21 protein-coding genes are annotated in these 19,843 nt (G+C 64.3%); 9 read left to right on the top strand and 12 right to left on the bottom strand.

Translation table 11 applies throughout. The features are described from left to right. Complete coding sequence (locus QNI11_RS21540) at positions 1-1,374, bottom strand: FliI/YscN family ATPase (RefSeq protein ID WP_283981708.1); 1,374 nt, start codon at positions 1,372-1,374, stop codon at positions 1-3. Between the two features lie 85 nt (positions 1,375-1,459). On the opposite strand from QNI11_RS21540, the gene QNI11_RS21535 reads away from it, so the two are divergent. Genes QNI11_RS21535 through QNI11_RS21495 form a run of 9 tightly spaced genes read left to right on the top strand, consistent with a single transcriptional unit; the run spans position 1,460 to position 6,031 of the window. Continuing rightward, a complete protein-coding gene (locus QNI11_RS21535) occupies positions 1,460-1,837 on the top strand; it encodes a FlgB family protein (RefSeq protein WP_100928716.1) in 378 nt (125 codons plus the stop codon). 11 nt (positions 1,838-1,848) lie between these two features. Further along, positions 1,849-2,238, top strand: coding sequence for a flagellar basal body rod protein FlgC (gene flgC / locus QNI11_RS21530; RefSeq protein ID WP_283981707.1), 390 nt, complete (start codon positions 1,849-1,851; stop codon positions 2,236-2,238). A 40-nt stretch (positions 2,239-2,278) separates the two neighbouring features. Continuing rightward, the gene (gene fliE / locus QNI11_RS21525; RefSeq protein WP_283981706.1) at positions 2,279-2,572 is read left to right on the top strand and encodes a flagellar hook-basal body complex protein FliE; all 294 of its coding nucleotides are present in this window, start codon (positions 2,279-2,281) and stop codon (positions 2,570-2,572) included. Between the two features lie 3 nt (positions 2,573-2,575). Beyond that, positions 2,576-2,845 (top strand): flagellar biosynthetic protein FliQ, encoded by a 270-nt coding sequence (locus QNI11_RS21520; protein WP_100928713.1) that lies wholly within the window; start codon positions 2,576-2,578, stop codon positions 2,843-2,845. Position 2,846: 1 nt separating this feature from the next. Beyond that, positions 2,847-3,560, top strand: coding sequence for a flagellar hook-basal body complex protein (locus QNI11_RS21515; RefSeq protein ID WP_283981705.1), 714 nt, complete (start codon positions 2,847-2,849; stop codon positions 3,558-3,560). Positions 3,561-3,570: 10 nt separating this feature from the next. Further along, the gene (gene flgG, locus QNI11_RS21510; RefSeq protein ID WP_005858541.1) at positions 3,571-4,356 is read left to right on the top strand and encodes a flagellar basal-body rod protein FlgG; all 786 of its coding nucleotides are present in this window, start codon (positions 3,571-3,573) and stop codon (positions 4,354-4,356) included. Then, the gene (gene flgA, locus QNI11_RS21505; protein ID WP_283981704.1) at positions 4,356-4,772 is read left to right on the top strand and encodes a flagellar basal body P-ring formation chaperone FlgA; all 417 of its coding nucleotides are present in this window, start codon (positions 4,356-4,358) and stop codon (positions 4,770-4,772) included. The genes flgG and flgA overlap by 1 nt, the downstream gene beginning before the upstream one ends. 8 nt (positions 4,773-4,780) lie before the next feature. Beyond that, positions 4,781-5,509, top strand: a complete 729-nt coding sequence (gene flgH / locus QNI11_RS21500; protein WP_283981702.1) for a flagellar basal body L-ring protein FlgH — start codon at positions 4,781-4,783, stop codon at positions 5,507-5,509. A gap of 9 nt (positions 5,510-5,518) precedes the next feature. After that, on the top strand, positions 5,519-6,031 hold the full coding sequence (locus QNI11_RS21495) for a flagellar basal body-associated FliL family protein (protein WP_100928709.1): 513 nt from the start codon (positions 5,519-5,521) through the stop codon (positions 6,029-6,031). Between the two features lie 3 nt (positions 6,032-6,034). On the opposite strand, the gene QNI11_RS21490 is transcribed toward QNI11_RS21495, so the two are convergent. The 11 genes from QNI11_RS21490 to QNI11_RS21440 form a co-directional block, all read right to left on the bottom strand. After that, entirely contained in the window at positions 6,035-6,475 is a 441-nt protein-coding gene (locus QNI11_RS21490; RefSeq protein ID WP_100928708.1) for a hypothetical protein, read from the bottom strand. Continuing rightward, positions 6,472-7,563, bottom strand: coding sequence for a flagellar biosynthesis protein FlhB (locus tag QNI11_RS21485; protein ID WP_283981701.1), 1,092 nt, complete (start codon positions 7,561-7,563; stop codon positions 6,472-6,474). Before QNI11_RS21485 ends, QNI11_RS21490 begins: the two co-directional genes overlap by 4 nt. A 3-nt stretch (positions 7,564-7,566) precedes the next feature. Further along, on the bottom strand, positions 7,567-8,337 hold the full coding sequence (locus tag QNI11_RS21480) for a flagellar biosynthetic protein FliR (protein ID WP_283981700.1): 771 nt from the start codon (positions 8,335-8,337) through the stop codon (positions 7,567-7,569). Further along, positions 8,334-10,415, bottom strand: a complete 2,082-nt coding sequence (flhA, locus tag QNI11_RS21475) for a flagellar biosynthesis protein FlhA (RefSeq protein WP_283981699.1) — start codon at positions 10,413-10,415, stop codon at positions 8,334-8,336. The genes QNI11_RS21480 and flhA overlap by 4 nt, the downstream gene beginning before the upstream one ends. Positions 10,416-10,598: 183 nt before the next feature. Then, positions 10,599-12,890: a hypothetical protein gene (locus QNI11_RS21470; protein WP_283981698.1), complete on the bottom strand. Its 2,292-nt coding sequence runs from the start codon at positions 12,888-12,890 to the stop codon at positions 10,599-10,601. Further along, entirely contained in the window at positions 12,887-13,756 is an 870-nt protein-coding gene (gene motA, locus QNI11_RS21465; protein WP_100928704.1) for a flagellar motor stator protein MotA, read from the bottom strand. The genes QNI11_RS21470 and motA overlap by 4 nt, the downstream gene beginning before the upstream one ends. A 70-nt stretch (positions 13,757-13,826) precedes the next feature. Continuing rightward, positions 13,827-14,933: a flagellar basal body P-ring protein FlgI gene (locus QNI11_RS21460; RefSeq protein WP_373418412.1), complete on the bottom strand. Its 1,107-nt coding sequence runs from the start codon at positions 14,931-14,933 to the stop codon at positions 13,827-13,829. After that, positions 14,933-15,931, bottom strand: a complete 999-nt coding sequence (locus QNI11_RS21455) for a flagellin (protein ID WP_283981697.1) — start codon at positions 15,929-15,931, stop codon at positions 14,933-14,935. The genes QNI11_RS21460 and QNI11_RS21455 overlap by 1 nt, the downstream gene beginning before the upstream one ends. Before the next feature lie 12 nt (positions 15,932-15,943). Continuing rightward, the gene (gene flgK, locus QNI11_RS21450) at positions 15,944-17,392 is read right to left on the bottom strand and encodes a flagellar hook-associated protein FlgK (RefSeq protein WP_283981696.1); all 1,449 of its coding nucleotides are present in this window, start codon (positions 17,390-17,392) and stop codon (positions 15,944-15,946) included. A gap of 34 nt (positions 17,393-17,426) precedes the next feature. Continuing rightward, complete coding sequence (locus QNI11_RS21445) at positions 17,427-18,734, bottom strand: flagellar hook protein FlgE (RefSeq protein ID WP_100928700.1); 1,308 nt, start codon at positions 18,732-18,734, stop codon at positions 17,427-17,429. A 102-nt stretch (positions 18,735-18,836) separates the two neighbouring features. Beyond that, positions 18,837-19,676 carry a flagellar motor protein MotB gene (locus QNI11_RS21440; protein WP_100928699.1) on the bottom strand — a complete coding sequence of 280 codons (840 nt, stop codon included), beginning with the start codon at positions 19,674-19,676 and terminating at the stop codon, positions 18,837-18,839. Positions 19,677-19,843: the final 167 nt, after the last annotated feature.

The following is a 19,843-nucleotide window of genomic DNA, read 5'->3' as shown; positions in this document are numbered from 1 at the left end:
CTAACGGGCTTGCAGACCCGGGCGGCCTCGTTGCGGTGCAGGTCGCCGCGGCTTGGCGGACTGGGATCGGCGCAGGATCAGCTCCAGCCGTTGAAACGCGCGTTCCGGCCCTGCCGGCGATGGCTCCGACAGGAAATCGTCGAGGTCCGACCACGCCCGGACCGCCTGATCGAGGATCGGATCCTCCCCCTCCCGATACAACCCGGCACGGATCATGGTTTCCGACCGGGCGTATGATCCCAGAAGTTGCCGCACATCCTGAATCAGCACGTTTTCCAGTTCGTTCGCCGCTTCGGGCAGACTTCGGGAGACGGAGCGCAAAAGGTCTATTGCGGGAAACCGGCCGCGTTCGGCGATCTGGCGATCCAGCACCACATGCCCGTCGAGAACACCCCGCAGGATATCGGCGATCGGCTCTTCCATGTCCGATCCGGCGACAAGCACGCTGAGGACGGCGGTGATGTCCCCCGAACCCTCGACACCGCATCCTGCCCTTTCGGCAAGTCGCATGATCTGGTGCGCCACTGACGGGGGGTGGCCACGCAGCGCCGGCAATTCGCCGGAGGCAATGGCCACCTCGCGATGCGCCTCGGCGAAGCGCGTGATCGAATCGGCCATGTAGAGGACGTGCTTGCCCTGATCGCGAAAATGCTCGGCAATCGTCATGGCGGCCAGCGGGCAACGGCGCCGTTCCAGCGGCGAACGGTCGGACGTCGCGGCGACAACGATACTGCGCTTCATCCCTTCCGGGCCGAGCACCTTGGTCACGAAATCGAGAACCTCGCGGCCTCGTTCACCGACAAGCGCAAGGACGACCACGTCCGCCTGCATGCCCTGAGCGAGCTGCGCGAGAAGGCGTGATTTCCCGACGCCCGATCCCGCAAAAAGACCGATCCTCTGGCCCTGCGCGATGGGCAAGAGCGTGTCGAAGACCGACAGGCCGGTGGACAGGCGCGGGCCAAGGCGGCGACGCGCGGCGGCAGGCGGCGGGCTTGCCCGGAAGGGCCGTCGCTTTTGCCCTGGACCTAGCGGCGCGCCGTCCAGGGGGCGACCGTAGGCGTCAACGACCCGACCGATCCAGCTGTTGCAGGGCGCAAGGGTCGGCGGCCCCAGCACCGCCACCCGGTCGCCCTTGGACACGCCTTCGGCGACCTCGTCCGGCAGCATGGCGACAAGGTCGTTCCGGATGCGCAGGACCTCTCCGCCAAGTGTATGGGCACCGTGATACAGGCGCAGCCGGTCGCCGATGCTCGCCACTTCTGACAGGCCGCTGACCCAGATCGTCGTGCCGTCGACCGCCTGGACCCTGCCCACGTCGCGCACGGGCTGCATCTGCGCGATCCGGGCACGCAGGCCGCTGATCTCTTCATCCATCGTACGCTCCGTTCAGGGTCCGCAAACCGTTTCTAAAGGAATCAGGGTTAAGCCTTGATTGAAACAAATCGAGGGAGAATCCCCGATGTTCCAAAATCTGGACGTCTTCAGAACGGCGATGGCGATGGCACGGCATGCGGGCGTGCAACAGGCGTATTCCGCCCAGAATATGGCAAATGCGGATACGCCCGGTTACCGCGGCAAGGCCGTCGCGGAATTCAATGCGAGCGTGCGCCAGGGCTTCTCGGGTCAGCGCGCCACACGCGACCGGCACCTGAACGGCAGTACCTCGCGCGAACCGGACATCACCGAACGCGACTCGCCCGCCGATCCGAATGGCAACACCGTCTCCGTCGAAGAGGAGATGATGTTTGCCGTGAACGCCAAGCGTCAGCACGACCGGGCCCTCGCGATCTATCGCAGCAACCTGAACATCCTGCGGTCCAGCCTTGGACGTAGATAAGGGAGTCTTTCATGAGCGCTTTTTCAGATGCCCTGTCGGTCACATCCGGCGGTCTGATGTCCCAAGCCGCACGGCTGCGCGTGGTGTCGGAGAATATCGCGAACGTCGATACGCCCGGCTACCACCGGAAGTTGCTGAGCTTCGACGTGACGAAGGACGACTCCTCGCTGTCGCGGGTAGAGCCAGGAGACGTGGACCTGTCGCGCGTCCCCCTCGACGAGGTCTACGATCCCTCGCATCCGCTCGCCGACGAGACCGGCAAGTACCTCGGATCGAACGTCGACCTGATGATCGAACTGGCCGACGCGCGCGAAGCCCAGCGGTCCTACGAGGCCAACCTCAAGATGTTCGACCAGACCCGCCAGATGTCGAGTGCACTTCTCGACCTGCTGCGCCGCTAAACCCCCAGTGACGCTAAACCCCCAGTGAAAGGTGACCAGAATGGACGTCCGTTCGCTCTATGCAGCCCAGAAATACGCCGCTTCGCGCCCCGCGATGGAGCCCGATCCCGCAGAGCCCAGCAAGATGGAGGCCGACTTTGCCCGCGTGACGGAGGACTTCGTCCGGCAGCTCAGGTCGGCAGAGCAAACCTCTCAGGAGGCGATGACCGGCGATGCCGACCCGCACGCGCTGGTCGAGGCGCTCGCCCAGTCGGAGCTTGCCGTCGAAACCGTGGTGGCCGTCCGCGACAAGGTAGTCGAGGCCTACCAGGAAATCCTTCGGATGCCGGTCTGAGCCGTGCTGAACGAAACCGTCTTCTTCGACACCCTGCGCATGGGCCTGTGGGTCGCTGCCGTCACCTCGGTGCCGATCCTCGCCGCCGCGCTGGTTGCCGGTGTCGGAATCGGGCTTCTGCAGGCACTGACCTCCATCCAGGAAATGACACTGACCTTCGTGCCCAAGCTGCTCGCCATCGTGGCGGTGTTCTGGATGTCCATGAGCTTCATGACGAACACGCTCGTGGGGTTCTTCCAGGAACGCATCTTACCGATCATCGCAGGAGGGTGACATGGAAACCGCCGGTTACATCGCGCTGAGCCGCCAATCGAGCCTGCTGCGTGAAATGCAGGTCATCGCCAACAACATCGCAAACGCGAACACCACGGGCTTCCGGCAGGAGGGGATGATCTTCTCCGAGTACCTGTCGGAAGGCGACCGGCTGGATTCGGTGTCGATGGCGGCGGGGCGGATCCACAAGACGTCCTTCGCGCAGGGGGAGCTGGAACCCACGGGCAGCGCCTACGATCTGGCCATCGAGGGGGAGGGGTTTTTCCTCGTCGGGACGCCCAACGGCGAACGCCTGACCCGTGCCGGGGCCTTTTCGCCCAGTGCCGAAGGTCTGCTGGTCACACCGGACGGAAACCCAGTTCTGGACGGCGGCGGCGCGCCGATCTTTGTACCGCCCGACGCCACCGATCTTGCCATCGCGCAGGACGGCACGCTCAGCACGGGCGGCCAGCCCATCGGCCAGATCGGCGTGGTCCGCCCCGTCGACGAACTGGCCATGGTCCGCGAAGGATCGCAACTGTTCGAAGCCACCGCCGGGTTCGAGCCGGTGGACGACCCGCGCGTCATGCAGGGGTTCACCGAGGCCTCGAACGTGGACACGGTCCTGCAACTGGCCCGCATGGTCGAGGTGCAACGCGCCTACGAGCTGGGCCAGAGCTTTTCCGAACGCGAAGACGAACGCATCAGAGATGCCATCAAGGCATTCATGAAATAGGAGCAGTAGAATGCGCGCCCTCAAGATCGCCGCAACGGGCATGAGTGCCCAGCAGATGCGGGTGGAGGTCATCTCCAACAATCTCTCGAACATGAGCACGACCGGCTACAACGCCCGCCGGGCGGAGTTCGCCGACCTGCACTACCAACAGATGGCCCGGGCCGGGACGGTCAACGCCTCCAACGGGACGGTGCTGCCGACAGGCATCCAGCTTGGCCTGGGCGTGCGGCCCGCCGCGGTTTCGGTGCAATTGTCCCAAGGTGCGCTGTCCGCCACCGGGGGCGATCTGGACGTCGCAATCGAGGGCAACGGTTATCTCGAGGTCACGCTGCCCTCCGGTCAGGCCGCATACACTCGCGACGGCGGGCTGAAACGCACGGGCGAAGGCCTGATCGTCACCTCGGACGGGCACCCCGTCGCCCCGGAAATCACGATCCCAGACGACGCGCGCCGCATTTCCATCAATGCTGACGGGGAGGTCTATGCCTATTTCGCCGGGCAGGCGCAGGCGCAGCTTCTGGGTCAGTTCACCCTGGCCGGGTTCGCGAACGCGAAAGGCTTGGAAGCCATCGGCTCCAACCTCTTCGTCGAAACGGAGGCCTCCGGCCCGGCGATCCAGTCCACGCCCGGCCAGGACGGTCTTGGCACGCTGCGGCAGGGCTACCTCGAAGACAGCTCGGTCGACGCCGTCAAGGAGATCACCGACCTGATCGAGGCACAACGCGGGTACGAGCTGAACTCCAAGGTGATTTCGGCGGCAGACCAGATGCTTGGCGCGACGGCGCAGGTGCGCTGATGCGCCTCGCGCTTGCCCTCCTGTGCACACTGGCCGGCGGCGCGCAGGCGGAAACGGTCGTCGCCACCCAGACGATCCGCCCGCAGCAGATCATCTCACCGGACGCAGTCCGGATAGATCAGGTCACGATTTCAGGTGCTTACGTTTCGCTCGACGATGTGATCGGCCAGGAATCCCGGTACGCGATCTATCCCGGCAGGCCACTGATGATCGGCTCGGTCGGAGAGCCCGCGCTGGTGGACCGCAATCAGGTCGTCGAACTGATCTATGCGCGCGGCGGCCTGCGGATCATCGCGGAGGGCCGCGCGCTGGATCGTGGCGCCGAGGGCGAGCGCATCCGCGTCATGAACAGCGACTCCCGGACGGTGCTGTTCGGAACAATCTCGCCGGACGGATCTGTCCTGGTGACAAAGTGAGGATCTCCATGCCGCGCATCACGTTTCTGATTGCACTGGTCGCGACCACCGCGGCCTGCGCACGGATGAACCATATCGGCAAGGCGCCCGATTTCACCCCCCAGACGGAAAGCACCGAACGCGTCGCGATGATCGCCTCCGGCATTGCCGAAGTCAGCCCCCCGGAGCGCGCCAGCGACGGTGCATCGCTCTGGAGCGCGGGGCAGGCCTCCCTTCTGGGGGACCGGCGCGCCATGAAGCGCGGCGACATCCTGACGGTCGTTATCCTGATCGACGACAGCGCCGAGATCCAGAACAGCACCTCCCGGTCGCGGAACGGGTCTGAATCGCTTGCCATCCCGGATCTCTTCGGCGTGCCGGAGCGGATCAACCAGGGGATCACGGACGGCGCCAGCCTCGACAGCGCGGTAGATCTGAACAGCAGCGCCTCTTCGGGCGGGGACGGATCGGTGCGCCGCAGCGAGAGCCTGACCCTGCGCATCGCCGCAACCGTCGTGGACGTGCTGCCGAACGGCATCCTTTCGATCGAGGGCAGCCAGGAAGTCCGCGTCAATTTCGAGCTGCGGGAACTGCTGGTCTCCGGCTACGTCCGGCCCGAGGACATCTCGCGCCAGAACGAGATCACCTACGACAAGATCGCATCCGCGCGGATTTCCTACGGTGGCCGGGGTCAGATCGCCGATGTCCAGCAGCCGCGGATCGGCCAGCAGGTGCTCGACGCCGTCCTGCCGTTCTGAGGGGCCAGCATGATCAAGAAACTCCTTCCCATCATCCTCGCCCTGATCGGGACCGGCGCAGGCATCGGCGCAGGCATCATGCTGAAGCCCGCCCCGCCGCCGGAGGCAGAGGTCGCGGCAGTGGACTGCGTCGCCCCCGCCGGGGACGTCGCTCACACCACGGTGGAGGCTGCCTCGCCAGAAGAAGCCGCACCTATCACGAACGAATACGTGAAACTGACCAACCAGTTCATCGTGCCCGTCATGGGCGACGAGCGGGTGCAGGCACTGGTGGTGGCCTCGCTCAGCGTCGAGGTCACGCAAGGCATGACCGAGACGGTCTACGCCCGTGAACCGAAACTGAGAGACGTCTTCCTGCAGATCATGTTCGATCACGCCAACATCGGCGGTTTCAACGGGTCCTTCACGGCCGGTCAGCGCATGGACATCCTGCGCAGCGCCTTGCTCGACGGTGCGCGGTCCGTTCTCGGGTCCGAGGCGCGCGACGTGTTGATCACGGAAATCGCCCGCCAAGACGTCTGAGAGCTAGGCCTCGTCCCCGTCTTCCGCACGCCGCATGGCGATCCGCAGTTGACCCAGCGCCTCCATGGCGTCGGCTTCGCGTGTGCGGGACTTGCGGAGTGCTTCCATCTTCGCTTCGCGCCGGATCGTCTCTGCCGCCTCGGTGCGCGAGAACGCCAGGCGCGCGCGGTCGAGCGTCATCAGCTCCTGCGCCCGCGCGCGCGCCGCCTGCCGCAGCATGTCCTGCCGCTTGCGCGCAAGCCAGCCCTGCCACAACGTGTCGGCGCCCAGGATCTGGCGGGCCGTGATGGCGCCCGGATCGGACTGCGCCGCCTTCCGCATGGCGTCGAGCTGGGCCAGCTCGCCATCGATACGCCGGCTTTGTTCAAGGTTGCGGCGATGCGCGTCCAGTTCCTGCTCCAGCAGAAGACGCGTCGCTTCGGCCAGCTCATCGTACCTGCTCATTTGCCGTAACTCCGTTTCGCCTTGGCGCGCATGCTTTCCGCGAACCGGATGGCTGCGGCGACCGGGCGGTAGTGTTCGCTCGCGATCTCATCGCCGATCCGGGTGGTGGCAAAGAGCGCGCGCGCGGTCGGCGGATCGGAATGGATCGGCACACCGGCGTCGGCGGCGACCTCCCTGATCCGGGCGGCGACGTGATCCGTTCCCTTGGCGACACAGACCGGAGCGGAACCGGGCATCCTGCTCCACTTCAGCGCAACCGCGTAATGCGTCGGGTTCACGATCACCACGTCGGCGCCGGGCACATCCGGCAGCATCTGGTTCAGCGCCATTTCCTGGGCGCGCATCCTGCGATGCTGCTTGATGTAGGGATCGCCTTCCGAATCCTTCATCTCGTCCCGCAGTTCCTTCTGCGACATGCGGTTCTTGCGCATGTGCTCCATCCGTTGCCAGAAGGCGTCGATGCCGCCGATGACGATGGCGATCAGGACCACGACCAGCAGGAAGCGAAGCATCAGGTCCGTCATCAGCAACACGGCCTCGGCCGGGGTGCCGAAGACGGTGCCGACGATGCTGTCGAGCTGGTTCTGAAGGAAGACCGCAAGCAGGATGGAGTAGATCGTCAGCTTCACGAAGCTCTTGAAGAACTCGAACAACCCGCGGCGACCGAACTTGTTCTTGGCACCTTCGATCGGATTGATGCGGGAGACTTTCGGCTGGAGTTTCGAGCCCGCAAAGGCGAAACCCCTTGTCGCAAACAGCGTCAGAAGCACGAAGACCCCGGGCACGAGCAGAAGCGGAAGAACAGGCGACATGGCCGCCGCCATGATCGAACCCGCAAAAGGCGTGGCGTTTCCGCCAAAGAAAGCCTCGGCAATGCGGTCAGGCTGGTCAAGCAGCGGCAGCATGACTTCGGCGAATTGCTTCAGGATGTATCCGCCCGCCGCGACGCCGCAAAGCAGCAGACCGAGGTAGGCCATGGCGGTCAGAAGGTCGGCCGACCGGGGGATTTCGCCTTTCTTGCGGGCCTGGTCCAGCTTGCGCTGCGATGGTTCGTGGCTCTTCTCGGCGGCTTCGTCCTGATCGGCCATGCGTCACCTTGCGAAGGGCGCGACGAGGAATCCCTCGACCGCCGTCAACCAGACCGACAGCATGAACGGCGCCGCCACGAGAAGGGTCGCGATGGCGCCGAAGGTGATCACCGGCGCGCCGACGAAAGCCACCATGAGCTGCGGCATCGCCTTGTTGATGGCGCCGAGCGTCAGGTTGTAGATCACCGACAGGATCACGAAGGGCGCGGCGAGGCTGAACGCCAGGCCGAAGCTTTGAGCCACCCGCGCCCGCCCGGCCTCGGCGATGGCGGACGGGTTCGGGAACTCCATGAAGGGCAGGATTTCGTAGGACAGGACGATGAAGGCGGCGACGTTGACGTGAAACCCCGTGGCCATCAGCAGGGCAAGCGCTGCCATCGTCAGGATGTGCCCGATGGCCGGAAGCGGGTCCATGCCGGACTGCCCGAGAAGCTGGGACAGCGACGTGGATTGCGCCGCGATGGCGCCCGCCGTCTGGATGGCGAAGATGAACGTGCGCAGCATGATGCCGAGGAACAGGCCGGATATCGTCTCTGTCGCGAGGGCCCGCAGGAAGGCCCCCAGCGATGGCCCCGGCAAGGCGATCAGGGGCGCCACGGCGGGCGTCACCACAACGGTCAGAAGCAGCGCAAGCACCAGCCGGACCCGAACCGAGATCACCTGCTCGCCAAAGGCAGGCAGGATGGAAAGGATGGCCGCGATCCGCAGGAAGACGGCAAGGGACATCCACGCCGTGTCGCCCAGGAGTCCCTGCAGGATCGCGAGGCTGGTCACGCCGCCACCACGCCGACCAGCGAGGGCCGCGCCTCCAGCCCGATCTCCTCGAAGGACAGCACCGGGTTGGTCAGACCCTTGGCGACCATGACCGTCCTGAGGAACCGCCGCCGTCGGGCGGAAGTCACGACGGCGGGGAAGATCCCCTTCCCGTCCGCGTCGCCGATGGTCAGCGCAAGACCTTTTGTCAGGCTCTCGAACTGGTCCGGCGGCAGGGCGACATCGAGCGCGCCATGCGCGCTTTCGACCTGGTAGGACTGGAACGTCTCTTCCCACTCCGGCGCGAGTTGCACGAGGGGGATCGTGCCATCGTCGCGGCGCATCCCGGCGACAAGCTGGAAGCCGAGCCGCTGGCGCACGTGTTCGCAGATCGCCTCCGGCTGGCTTTGCTGACCGCGCATTTCTGCAATGGTTTCAAGGATCAACGGCAGGTTCCGGACCGACACCTGCTCATCCAGAAGCAGTCGGAGAACCTGCAACAGCGTGTCGATCTGCACCTTGTCCGGGATCAGTTCGTCCAGCAGCTTGCGGTTCGCCTCCGCCCGGACAGGATTGGACAGCGTGACCATTTCATCCAGCAGGCGGCGCAGTGCCTTCAGGGACAACAGTCGGCCAAAGTTGCGGCGGATCACCTCCAGCAGGTGGGTGGCCAGAACCTCTGTGGGCGTGACGATGGTGGCGCCGGTCATCGCGGCCCTGTCCTGATCGCCGGGCCTGATCCACCGGGCAGGCGCCCCGTAAACCGGTTCGGTCACATCGTGTCCGGAAGGCAGGCTGTCACCGGCATCAGGAAGCAGCGCCAGAACCATGTCGGGGTTGAGCTCTCCCCGCGCCATTTCCACCCCGTGGATGCGGACGACATAGGTCCCCGTCGGCAGGGAGGGCGCGTCCGTCAGCCGGATTTCCGGAAGGATCAGGCCGAAGTTGGACGCGATATGCGTGCGCATGTTGGAGATCCGGATGTCCAGGCCGGTGCCCGGATCCAGCACCATGTTGACGAGGTCCGGCGCGAACTCCACATGGATGTCGTCGAGGTCGAGCACGTCGCCCATACGCTGGCGCGCCGGCTCCTCCTCCTGCTCCTTGTCCTCTTCCGTTTTCGGTTTCTCCGGCGGGCGCTTTGCGATGTGCCACGCCGCCCAGCCAAGGACAGCACCACCCAGAATGAACGGAACAAACGGCAGGCCCGGCACGAGCGCAAACAGAACCATCAGGATCGCGACCGTCGCCAGAGCCGCCGGATGACGGCCAAGCTGGGTGATCATCGCCATGTCGGTCGAGCCGGTCGCACCGCCGCGCGCCAAGAGAAGACCGGCGGCGATGGAAATGATGACCGCCGGGATCTGGGACACGAGCCCGTCGCCCACCGTCAGGATCGCATAGGTTTCCATGGCGTCGCCCAGCGGCATGTCATGCACCGCGACGCCCATGATCATCCCCATGACGAGGTTGAGCAAAGTGATCAGAAGCCCCGCGACGGCATCGCCCTTCACGAACTTCGAGGCGCCGTCGAGCGACCCGAAAAACGTCGTCTCGAGCTGTTCAGTTTCGCGGCGCGCCTTTGCCTCTGCGTGGTCGATGGCACCCGCGGACATGTCTGCGTCGATGGCCAGCTGCTTGCCCGGCATCCCGTCGAGAGCGAAGCGGGCCGAAACCTCGGCCATCCGGGCCGAGCCCTTGGTGATGACCGCGAAATTCACGATCATCAAGACGCCGAACACGACAAGCCCGAGGAAGACGCTGCCGCCCATCACGAAATTGGCGAAACCCTGGATGACCTCACCCGCCGCGTGTGTACCGGTGTGCCCTTCGCCGATGATCAGCTTCGTGGAACTTACGTTCAACGACAGCCTGAGCATCAGCGAGGTCAGTAGAATCGTCGGGAAGGCCGAGAAATCGAGCGGCCTTTCGATGAACAGCGTGACGGTGAATATCAGGATCGCGAGGCCGAAGGACACGGCAAGCCCGATGTCCAGGACCCATGACGGCATGGGCAGGATCATCATCACGATGATCGCCATGAGCGCGAGCGCCAGAAGCACCGTCGGCTTGAACAGCTGGGATACGTCGAGTTTCATGCGAAGTGACCGCAGATTTCAGGACACGTCCGCGGCTTTGTGACCTCCAGGACTGACCCGGCCCACTTCGATCTGTCGGTCCCGTGTTTGAGGACGCTCTGAGATACCATCTTGCTCCGCCCCGTTTCGCGAAAATTCTCCTGAATTTTGCTAGGCCAAAATGGTTTAGAATGGGTGTTCAGATCAGCTGTCGGGGGCCACACGGGTGGTTTCGAGCAGGCTGCGGATCGTGTTCCGGGAACTCTCGCTCTCGGCGTAGATGTCCTCGGCAGCCCTTAGCGTGACGTCAGTGTCGTCCATCGTCGTGCCTGCCTGTTGAAGCATCCTGGCGGCTTCGCTCATCACGCTGTCCGAGCCGTTGGCCATCTCCTCCCAATTACCGGAGAGCCAGGCAGAGGTCGCAGCCGCTTCTTCGGCACCGACCTCACGAAAGATCCTCTCGGCAAAGACATGGTCACCCATCTGTCGACGGGCCTCCGCGCGCATGCGTTCGACGTCTTCGCCCCTCAGCCCGATCAGCTGGATTTCCGCTTCCTCGGGTTCGCCAAGATCCATCAGGGCCGCCGCCCGGATCACGCGGATCGCCCTGTTGTCACCCTGCCCGGCGACCAGATCCAGCTGCTCCAGCGCCACATCGGCCATTCCAAGGCCGACAAGACGCTGGGCAATGCTGAGGATCGTTGCGTTGGTGACGCCGCGCTCTCCGCCGTGGGGATGGCCCGTGGACAGGGCGTGTTTCAGGAAGGTCAGATCCTCGGCCCGGTTCACAAGCTGGTGGAAAGCCAGTTCCCGTGTCTCTGCCTGTATGTCGTCCGGAACTCCCTTTGCGTTGTCCATCGCCGTAAACGCCTGATCGAAAGCACCGTTCTGCAGAAGGGATCGGATATGCGCCTGCCAAAGCACCGCGCCCTGATCCGTGTTCCGGTATTCGTTGGCATAGGCGTCCGCGAGTTCGACGATCCTTTCTGGCAGCCGTTCATTCTGTGCCTCGGCCAGTGAAATGCGCGCCTTGATGGCCTCCGGCGTCTGTGACGTTCCGTTTTCCGACAATGGTTTCAAGCGCGTTTCCGCATCGGCCAGATTGCCGTCCTTCAGGTCCATGTTGGCCCGGCCAAGCGCGACGCGGTCGGATTCGGAGCCGAAGGCACGTTCCATCCGGACATAGACTTCGCGGGCGGCGTCTGTGAACCCGGCGCCGGTCAGGCGTTCCGCGAGCAGCGGACCGAGATGTTCCTTCAGATGCTTGGGTAGCGCTTCGAAAGACTGGAGGATCAGGTCGGTCTCAAGATGCGCGCTGCTTGAAAGGTTTGGCGTGGACAGGACGGCCCAGAGCGCGGCGGCACCGGCACAGCTCTCCTGTCCGGCGAAGAACCTGCCGGGATCGGGGCGCCCATCTACCAGGAAACTGAGCGCGGTCATCAGGGCGTCCGGTTTTCCTTCGCTCATTTCGAGGATGACCTTCGCCTCGGCGCCGAAACCGTAGTGCAACAGGCTGCGGGCGTAGGATTTCAGGGCGGATTGGTCGATGCGGTCGAACTCTCCGAACAAAGCGCTGCGGCGCTTCGACATCACGACCACGGCCTCCGAATCCGGTTCCGACCAATGGGCGATGTCTAGTTTGCTGTCGGGGACACAGGTGTCCGCGCCGATGGACACACGTCCCGCCCTGAGCGTTTCGTGCGTCGCGTTGGTCAACCCCGCGACCAGTTGTCTTGCGAGGTCAGCGGAGTCCGCCGACACGCGGGCTGCACCCGGAGGTACAGGGTCGGCGCCGCGGTTCGGTTCGGACTGCGATTGCACGGTCTGGATGGAGGGGCTGAGCAGACCACGCGTGGCCGCCACAGCAAGGTCGGATGCGATCTGTTCGCCAAGATCGGGGGCGCTGTTGGACGGCTCGCTGTCTTCGGTCTCTGCCTGCTGTGTTTGCCGGCTCACGGTATTGTCCGGATTGCGCATTTTCGGCAGCAGCGGATCGGTCTGTCGGCCCGGACCGATGCCTGCCGTTTGCCCAACGCGCACCCTGCTCAGATCCGCAACGAGAGGGCTGACTGCCGCGGCCGGGGAAGGCCGAGGCGATTGCGTCTCAACCTGCCGGGGTTCGGCCTCGGGCAAGGTGGCGCCCTCAACCTCTGACAGATCGAGCACCAGCAGGTTCGAATCGACGAGGAAACTGTCCGCTTCGCACCTGCAGGCCAGTTTGACCACCAACGACCCGTTGCCGACCGCCGTCAGATCGGCGATGCGGCTGCGATCAATGCGTTGAAATGCCTCCGAAAGATCGAAGGTGACAGACGGATTTCTGATTCCGACGGTGACTGTCCCGGCGCCGGTATTGACGTCCCAGTCTGCACCGTCCGGCAGTTGCAGGACCAGCCTCGTGAAGTCGCCATGCTCCCCGGTGCGCACGACCAGCGGTTGCGCCTGGGCAACCGCCGCCGTCGCGAGCAGGAAGACGACCACCAGCCATCGGGTCATGCCGCCTCCTGCTTGACCGATTTCAGGGCTTCTTCGAGATCTTCGAATGTCGGGCGGAAATGTCCCGGTGTGTTCTGCCTTCCGACTTCGATGCAGATGTTGGTCGCATGATTGTGAAGGTTGGCGACAAGGACCTCCCGGATGAGGTGATAGAAATGCATGTCCTCTTCGGCGACCGCCTTGACCTTGCCCGCGAAGGGACCGACCAGTCCGTAGGCCAGGAACACGCCAAGGAAAGTCCCCACCAGCGCGCCACCGATAAGCTTGCCCAGAACTTCGGGCGGCTGGTCGATGGAGGCCATGGTTTTGATCACGCCCAACACCGCCGCGACGATCCCCAGCGCCGGAAGCGCGTCGGCCATCGACTGGAGCGCATGGCTCGAATGCATCGCGTGATGCTCCATCCCCTCCAGACGTTTGTCGAGAACCTCCTCCACCTGGTGGGGGTCGTCGTAGTTCATCGAAACGGAGCGCATGGTGTCGCAGATCAGCTCGATCGCGTACTTGTCGCCCAGGATCTTCGGATATTTGCCGAAGATCGAAGATTCCGACGGGCTTTCAATGTGTTCCTCGATCGCGACCGGGTTCTGACGGGCAAGACGGATCAGTTCGAACAGAAGGCACAGAAGATCCCGGTAATCCTCGTGCTTCCACTTCGCGCCCTTGAAGACCTTGCCGATGTCCTTGAGGGCGTGTTTGACCGTGCCCCCGTCGTTGCCGATCAGGAAAGCCCCGGCCGCTGCGCCGCCGATCATCATGAATTCGAAGGGGAGCGCCTTGAGGATGATGCCCATCTTGCCGCCGGCGGCGAGGTATCCCCCGAACACCATGGCAAAAAGAACGACGATCCCGATGATTCCGAGCATGCTGAAAGCTCCAACTGCATTTCCCGGGCCAGACTGGCACCGAGCCGTTAAGAAAGCCTCTGCCGGGCTGTCACATCACCACAAAATCCGCGTGAAGTGCGCCAGCCGCCTTGATGCTCTTGAGGATGTCGATCATGTCGCGCGGGCTGACACCCAGCGCGTTCAGGCCTGCGATCACCTCGGAAAGGCTGGTCCCGGTCGGAACCTCGGCCAGCCCGATCCCCGGCTCTTCCTCGATGGAGGCGCCGGTGCGCGGCACCACCACGGTTTCCCCGTCGGCGAATGGGTTCGGCTGGATGGCAAGCGGGGCCTCCTCGATCCTCAGGGTCAGGTTACCCTGCGAGACGGCGACCCGTGAAATCCGGACATCAGCCCCCATGACGATGGTGCCCGAGCGTTGATCCACCACGACACGCGCCCGGCGCTGCGGTTCGACGGCGAGGTTCTCGATGGCGACGACCGCGCGGGCCGGAGAAGATGCGCCAGTGTTCTGCAGATTCACCTGTATCGTGCCCGCATCCATCATGACGGCGGCGCGTCGCCCGAGAGAGCGGTTGATGACGTCCTCGATCCGGGCCGCGGTCGTGAAGTCCGGCTCCCTCAGGGCAAGGCGCAGCGACGACAGGTTCGCGAAATCGAAGGGCACTTCACGCTCCACCCGTGCGCCGGAGGGAATGACACCGGAGGTTGGCACCCCCTGGACGACGCGGGCGGCATCGCCTTCTGCCTCCGCCCCGCCGGCAATAACGGTGCCCTGGGCCACGGCATAAATCTGACCATCCGCGGCGTTGAGCGGCGTCATGATCAGGGTGCCGCCCAGCAGGCTCTTGGCGTCGCCGATGGCCGAGACCGTCACATCGACCTGCCCGCCGGTGCGCGCGAACGGCGGAAGGCGCCCGGTCACCAGAACGGCGGCCACGTTGCGCGGCCGGAACTGTTCGCCGGTCACGTTCACACCCAGCCGTTCGAGAATGTTGGTCATGATCTCTTCGGTGAAGGGCGAGTTCCTCAGACCGTCGCCCGTGCCGTTGAGGCCGACCACGAGGCCATAACCGACGAGGTCGTTGGACCGGACGCCGTCCACCTCGACAAGATCCTTGATGCGGACGGATTGCGCGGCGGCGGGCAAGGCCATCGCAGCCACGATCATGAAGAGGGAAGCCAGACGTGTCAGCATCACAGGAACTCCGCCAGGGACAGTCGCTGCGAGCGGACCGTCATGGCATAAAGGCTCTCCAACTGCGCGCGGATGCTTTCGTAGCGGGAGGCCGTTTCATACTGATCCGCCCCGACCAGATCGAGACGCGCCATGCTGGTGGCCGTCCGTTCGGCGGCGTTGCGTGTGTTGGTTTCCTCCACCCGCGCTTCGAGCGCGCCCAGCCCCGCCCGCAGTTCGACAATGTCCTGCTGCGCGCCCAGAAGGTTGCGTCCGGAGGCTGCCAGCATCTCTACTTGCAGGTCCTGCGAGAACCCGAGGGACGAGTCCGTCGCCAGCGTGGCCATGACCAGCGGCTTCAACACCTCCCTGAAGACCGGGTCGGTGGCGCGGATGTCTACGTTGGCGGTTTCCGTTTCGCTGAGCCGCAGGGGGGAAATCCCGGTATTCGATCCCTCGTAGGTCACTGTCTCGTACGTGCCGCCCGCCCCGAAGAAGGTGTCGAGCGCGGCCTCCACGTCCGTCATCGAGGTGGCGCCGGCAAGGCTGGCACGGACGTCGGTCAGCAGGTCCTCGATCCCCTGAACGGCGCGGCGGTCGGTCGCCGTCCCGGAAAAGAGGAACCGGCCCGCGACGCTGCGGTTGAGCCCGTTGAGGATCTGTCCCAGCGCATTTTCCGCATCTTCGGACATGGTCTTCAACAGCGGTCCGTTCGGCGTCAGCTCTGCCGAGATGAGCGTCTGCGACACCATTTCCGACCTTGTCTGGATCTCGTCGAGGGTGGTCTGCATCGAGCTGGTCAGAAACGTCGCCTCCGTGGTGTTGATCCGGTAGGCCTCCAGCCGTGAAAGCGACCGGTCGATGGCCTGCAACCCGGTCAGGTCGCCGTTCAGGTGCTGCCCGGGATCCTTCACGAATCCCGTGGAAACCTCCACCGCCAGCTTGTCCATTTCCTCGCGCAGCCTGACCTGGTTCGTTCGCAGAACCAGCGCGCGCGCCATGTCGCCGATGACTTCCATGGGAGTGTCTCCTTAGATTGACAGCAGACGCTCGAACAGGTCGTCGACGGTCGAGATGACCTTTGCGTTGGCCGTGTAGTACTGTTCCACCTGCATCAGCTTCTGAAGCTCCTGGTCGGTATCGACGCCCTTGGAGAGCTCCATCTCGCGCAGCGTCCGGTTCTGGGCCGACAGGAAGGTGAATGCGTTTTCCGACCGCACGCGTTCGCCGGCGACCGAGGACGAAAACTGCGACACCTGGTCGATGAAGGTGCGGGCGATGCTGGGCAAAGCTGCCGATCCGGGCACGTTCGAGGCACCCAGGGCATCCGCGATCCCCTGCAGGAGGGTCGCATCTCCGACCTCCCCGGCGGCGGCAGCGCCGATCCCGTCGCGGATGCGCCAGGTCCCGCCGCCCGCCGGTGCAAGCACTGCGTTGAGGGAGATCCGCCCGGCGATCCCGGTTTCGTTCGCCGCCGCGAAGGCGATGCCGTTGTCGGTGAAAAAGCCCGGATCGGTGGCGCCAAGCGTGGTGTCCGGACCGCCTGGACCAAGCCGTTCGATCAAGTCGCGGGCGATGCCGTCCAACTCCGCCTGCCGGTTCACCGCCGTCACGTCGCGCAATTCGAACTGCGCGGCAAGGCTGCCTCCGGCGAACATGCCGTTGGTGGACGGATCGATCGGCGTACCGTTGAGCGTCAGACCGGACAGCCCGCCGCCGCCCAACGTCGTGGCTGCATCAATGGAACCGGTGGTGCTGAAGCCGACCTCGTAGGCCTTGCCGTCCAGCAGGATGCCACCCCTTCGCGTGAACAGGGCGATCTGGCCGTGCTCCCGCTCCACCACGCGCAGGGGCACGATGCTGGAGATTTCGTTCAGCAGGGCCTGCCGTTCATCGAGAACCGAGGCCGTGTCCGTCCCGGAGGCTTCGGCCTTGCGCACGATATCGTTGATGACCTCCAGCCGCGACACGGCCGCATTGAGCGTGGACACCTGCTTGGCAATCGTAGTGTCGGCGGTCTGCCGGGCGAGCTGCACCTCAAAGGAAAGGTCGTTGATCGCGTTGGTCAGATCGGTCGCCGTGACGGCCACCAGTTCCAGCCGCTGCGCGGACGCCGGGTTCGAGGACGCGGACAACAGCGCGTTTTCGAAGGCGGTGATCCGGTCGGTGAGGGAGCCGGACGTCCCCGACTCCCCGACCAGTGTCTCGAGCCGTTTCGCGAAGGCGTACATGTCGCTGCCGCCCGCAAGCTGGGAATCCGCCACCATCCGGTCGGCCACCAGAACGGGATCGTACTGCCGGACGACACCCGCGACGAGAACGCCGCCACGTGTGCCGGATCCGAGCGCGCTCAGTTCCATCGTCCGCCGCCCGTAGGCCTCGTTCGTGGCGTTCGCGATGTTGGTCGAGATCAGCGATGCTGCGCGCGTGTTGGCTTTCAGGCCGGACATCGCGGCGTTCAGGGCTCCCGTCAGGGACATCTAGCGCCCTCCTTTTGTCAGGATCGGTTTCGGATCAGCGCTTGATGTTGGTGGTTTCCTGCAACATCTCGTCGACCGTTTGAATGACCTTCGCGTTGGACGAATAGGCCCGCTGCGTCTGGATCATGTCGGTCAGTTCGGCAGCCACGTCGGTGGTCGATTCCTCGCGTGCGTAGGGAACGATCTCTCCTGTTGGGCCGTCGCCGGCATCCCAGAGGAAGAAGCTGCCGCTCTCTGCCGAGGGCTGGAACAACTGGTTGTTCAGCGCGATCATGCCGTTCGGGTTCGGAACGTCGACCAGCGGGATCTGGAAGATGACAGCGCTGGCCCCGGTGTCGAAGTAAGCGTAGACCCGCCCGCTTTCATCGACTTCAACGGAGGTCATGTTGCCCGCAGGCGACCCGTCCTTTGCGATGTTCAGTGGCGCGAAGCTGTCGGAGCGCTGGGTCAAGCCGTTGTTGGTGAAGAGCTGTCCGATGCTCAGTTCGATCGGGCCGCCCGCTGCGTTCACGATGACGGAGCCTGCCACGCCGTCGTAGGCGCCGCCGGCACTGATCGGTGCGCTGACGCTTGCCAGTGTGCCGCCCGCCGATGGCGTATTGTCGAAAGTCACTGTGTAGTCGCCGATGATTGCGCCGCCACTGGCGGAATCGGTGATGACCATCGTCCATTCGTTCGAAGAGCCGGTGGCCGGGACGGTGGGCGTGAACGTCACGTTCAGCGATTCCGATCGGCCAAGGTTGTCGAAATATTCGATGGGCAGTTCCAGCGGATCACCGGAGGCGCCGGCGGTCGTCTGTGTCGCCGGCAGGTTGACGCCCATCGTGATCGCGGTCGTCGGTTCGCTGAGATACTGGTTCAGCGCGATCTGGATAGGCTCGAGGCTGGCAGATGTGTCGCGGGCCAGGTTCGGAATGCTGCCGTCCGCATTTGCCCGCCAGCCCAGCAGCATGAGGCCCGATTCCGTCCTGAGATACCCTTCTGCATCCAGCCGGAACGATGCCGTCGTCGTCATGAACATCTGCGGATTGCCGTTGCCGGCCAGCACCTCTGTCGCCTGGGCCACCGGAAGGAAACCGGTGCCGCGCACGGCGAGGTCGGTTGCGTTGTTCGTCGTCACCAGCGCGCCGTGCTCCGCGACGAGCCGGTTGGTCTGCGTGCGGACACCCCCGGCGGTGTAGGTGCCGGAGTTTCCAGAGGTCACCATGGCGGAAAATTCAGTCTCGACGCGCTTGTATCCTTGCGTCGCAGAGTTGGCGATGTTGTCGGAAATGGTCGCCAGCCGCGTCGCGTTTGCCGAAAGGCCTGCAACACCTGCGTTGAGAGAAGATGAGATCGTCATTGACACGCCTTTCTGCTGTCTCGCTCAAATTTCGAGACAACTGATAAGGCCGCCGGTTTAACGCCCGGCTAACAGCTAAAATCCGATCCAATCTCGGGCCCGTCACAAGTCACGCAGAAAGACCACCTCGATCCGGTTGTTGCGGGGGTTCATCGGGTTGGCGTGCACCGGTTCCCGGTCGGCGTAGGAGGTGACCCGCTTTATGCGGTTCTCCGACACCCCGTCCCCGGTCAGCAACTCGCGGAAGGCAGAGGCGCGCAACCCGGAGACGTCCCAGCTTGGATCCCGAGCCAGAACAAGAGGATAGGACGCGACGTGCCCCTCGATCGCCATCTGGTTGGTCACCACTTCGGACGCTCGCGCCAGGACAAGCGCCAGATCCTCCAGCAGGGGCGTCGGTGTCGCTTCGCCGGTGAAGAGGCGGGCGTGCTCGGATTCGAAGAACTCGATCACCAGCCCTTCATCGGTGACGCGTGTGACGATGTGCTCCATCAGTTCGTCGGCGACCATGCTCTCTCCGCCGCGGCCCATGAGCATCTCTTCCACCTCCTTGAAGGCTTCGTCCATGTCTGCGGCGTCATCGCCGGTATCCCCCTCGGTGAAGGTCCCCTGTTCGCCGTTGGAGGCGGCCGGGTTCAGACTGGTGGAGCCGGAGCCCATGCGCGGCAGGGTGTTTTCCGCAAACACGGAGTCACCGCCAAGCGGACCGTCGCCGCCACCGGACACACGGGCCATGGCGACCGTCGGGGTGAAGTAGTCGGCAATACCCTTGCGCTGCTTCTCCGTCGTCGCGTTCAATAGCCACATCAAAAGGAAGAACGCCATCATGGCCGTGACGAAGTCGGCATACGCCACCTTCCAAGCCCCGCCATGGTGCCCGTCGCCGCCGACGACTTTCTTCCGTTTGATGATGATAGGCGCAAGTTCATTGTCGCCGCTCATCGCACTCACCTTTCTCCCACCGGGGTCAGGTTTATGCGGCGGCGGCTTACCACCGCCTTAACGAGTCAAAGTGTCGGGTTAATTTGCCAGACTCACAACCGTGCTCATAATCACACAGACCCGGCGGCGAACCGTGCAAATTTATGGACACGAACATGGCAAAACCG

The sequence above is a fragment of the Sagittula sp. MA-2 genome, assembly GCF_030126985.1.
Classification (GTDB): domain Bacteria; phylum Pseudomonadota; class Alphaproteobacteria; order Rhodobacterales; family Rhodobacteraceae; genus Sagittula.
This window is presented reverse-complemented; position numbering and strand designations above follow the sequence as displayed.

What these genes read in the sequence shown, in the direction of transcription:
- QNI11_RS21540 (WP_283981708.1), bottom strand. Translation starts at nt 1,374, where the DNA reads ATGGATGAAGAGATCAGCGGCCTGCGTGCCCGGATCGCGCAGATGCAG.
- QNI11_RS21535 (WP_100928716.1), top strand. Translation starts at nt 1,460, where the DNA reads ATGTTCCAAAATCTGGACGTCTTCAGAACGGCGATGGCGATGGCACGG.
- flgC (WP_283981707.1), top strand. Translation starts at nt 1,849, where the DNA reads ATGAGCGCTTTTTCAGATGCCCTGTCGGTCACATCCGGCGGTCTGATG.
- fliE (WP_283981706.1), top strand. Translation starts at nt 2,279, where the DNA reads ATGGACGTCCGTTCGCTCTATGCAGCCCAGAAATACGCCGCTTCGCGC.
- QNI11_RS21515 (WP_283981705.1), top strand. Translation starts at nt 2,847, where the DNA reads ATGGAAACCGCCGGTTACATCGCGCTGAGCCGCCAATCGAGCCTGCTG.
- flgG (WP_005858541.1), top strand. Translation starts at nt 3,571, where the DNA reads ATGCGCGCCCTCAAGATCGCCGCAACGGGCATGAGTGCCCAGCAGATG.
- flgA (WP_283981704.1), top strand. Translation starts at nt 4,356, where the DNA reads ATGCGCCTCGCGCTTGCCCTCCTGTGCACACTGGCCGGCGGCGCGCAG.
- flgH (WP_283981702.1), top strand. Translation starts at nt 4,781, where the DNA reads ATGCCGCGCATCACGTTTCTGATTGCACTGGTCGCGACCACCGCGGCC.
- QNI11_RS21495 (WP_100928709.1), top strand. Translation starts at nt 5,519, where the DNA reads ATGATCAAGAAACTCCTTCCCATCATCCTCGCCCTGATCGGGACCGGC.
- QNI11_RS21490 (WP_100928708.1), bottom strand. Translation starts at nt 6,475, where the DNA reads ATGAGCAGGTACGATGAGCTGGCCGAAGCGACGCGTCTTCTGCTGGAG.
- QNI11_RS21485 (WP_283981701.1), bottom strand. Translation starts at nt 7,563, where the DNA reads ATGGCCGATCAGGACGAAGCCGCCGAGAAGAGCCACGAACCATCGCAG.
- flhA (WP_283981699.1), bottom strand. Translation starts at nt 10,415, where the DNA reads ATGAAACTCGACGTATCCCAGCTGTTCAAGCCGACGGTGCTTCTGGCG.
- QNI11_RS21470 (WP_283981698.1), bottom strand. Translation starts at nt 12,890, where the DNA reads ATGACCCGATGGCTGGTGGTCGTCTTCCTGCTCGCGACGGCGGCGGTT.
- motA (WP_100928704.1), bottom strand. Translation starts at nt 13,756, where the DNA reads ATGCTCGGAATCATCGGGATCGTCGTTCTTTTTGCCATGGTGTTCGGG.
- QNI11_RS21460 (WP_373418412.1), bottom strand. Translation starts at nt 14,933, where the DNA reads ATGCTGACACGTCTGGCTTCCCTCTTCATGATCGTGGCTGCGATGGCC.
- QNI11_RS21455 (WP_283981697.1), bottom strand. Translation starts at nt 15,931, where the DNA reads ATGGAAGTCATCGGCGACATGGCGCGCGCGCTGGTTCTGCGAACGAAC.
- flgK (WP_283981696.1), bottom strand. Translation starts at nt 17,392, where the DNA reads ATGTCCCTGACGGGAGCCCTGAACGCCGCGATGTCCGGCCTGAAAGCC.
- QNI11_RS21445 (WP_100928700.1), bottom strand. Translation starts at nt 18,734, where the DNA reads ATGACGATCTCATCTTCTCTCAACGCAGGTGTTGCAGGCCTTTCGGCA.
- QNI11_RS21440 (WP_100928699.1), bottom strand. Translation starts at nt 19,676, where the DNA reads ATGAGCGGCGACAATGAACTTGCGCCTATCATCATCAAACGGAAGAAA.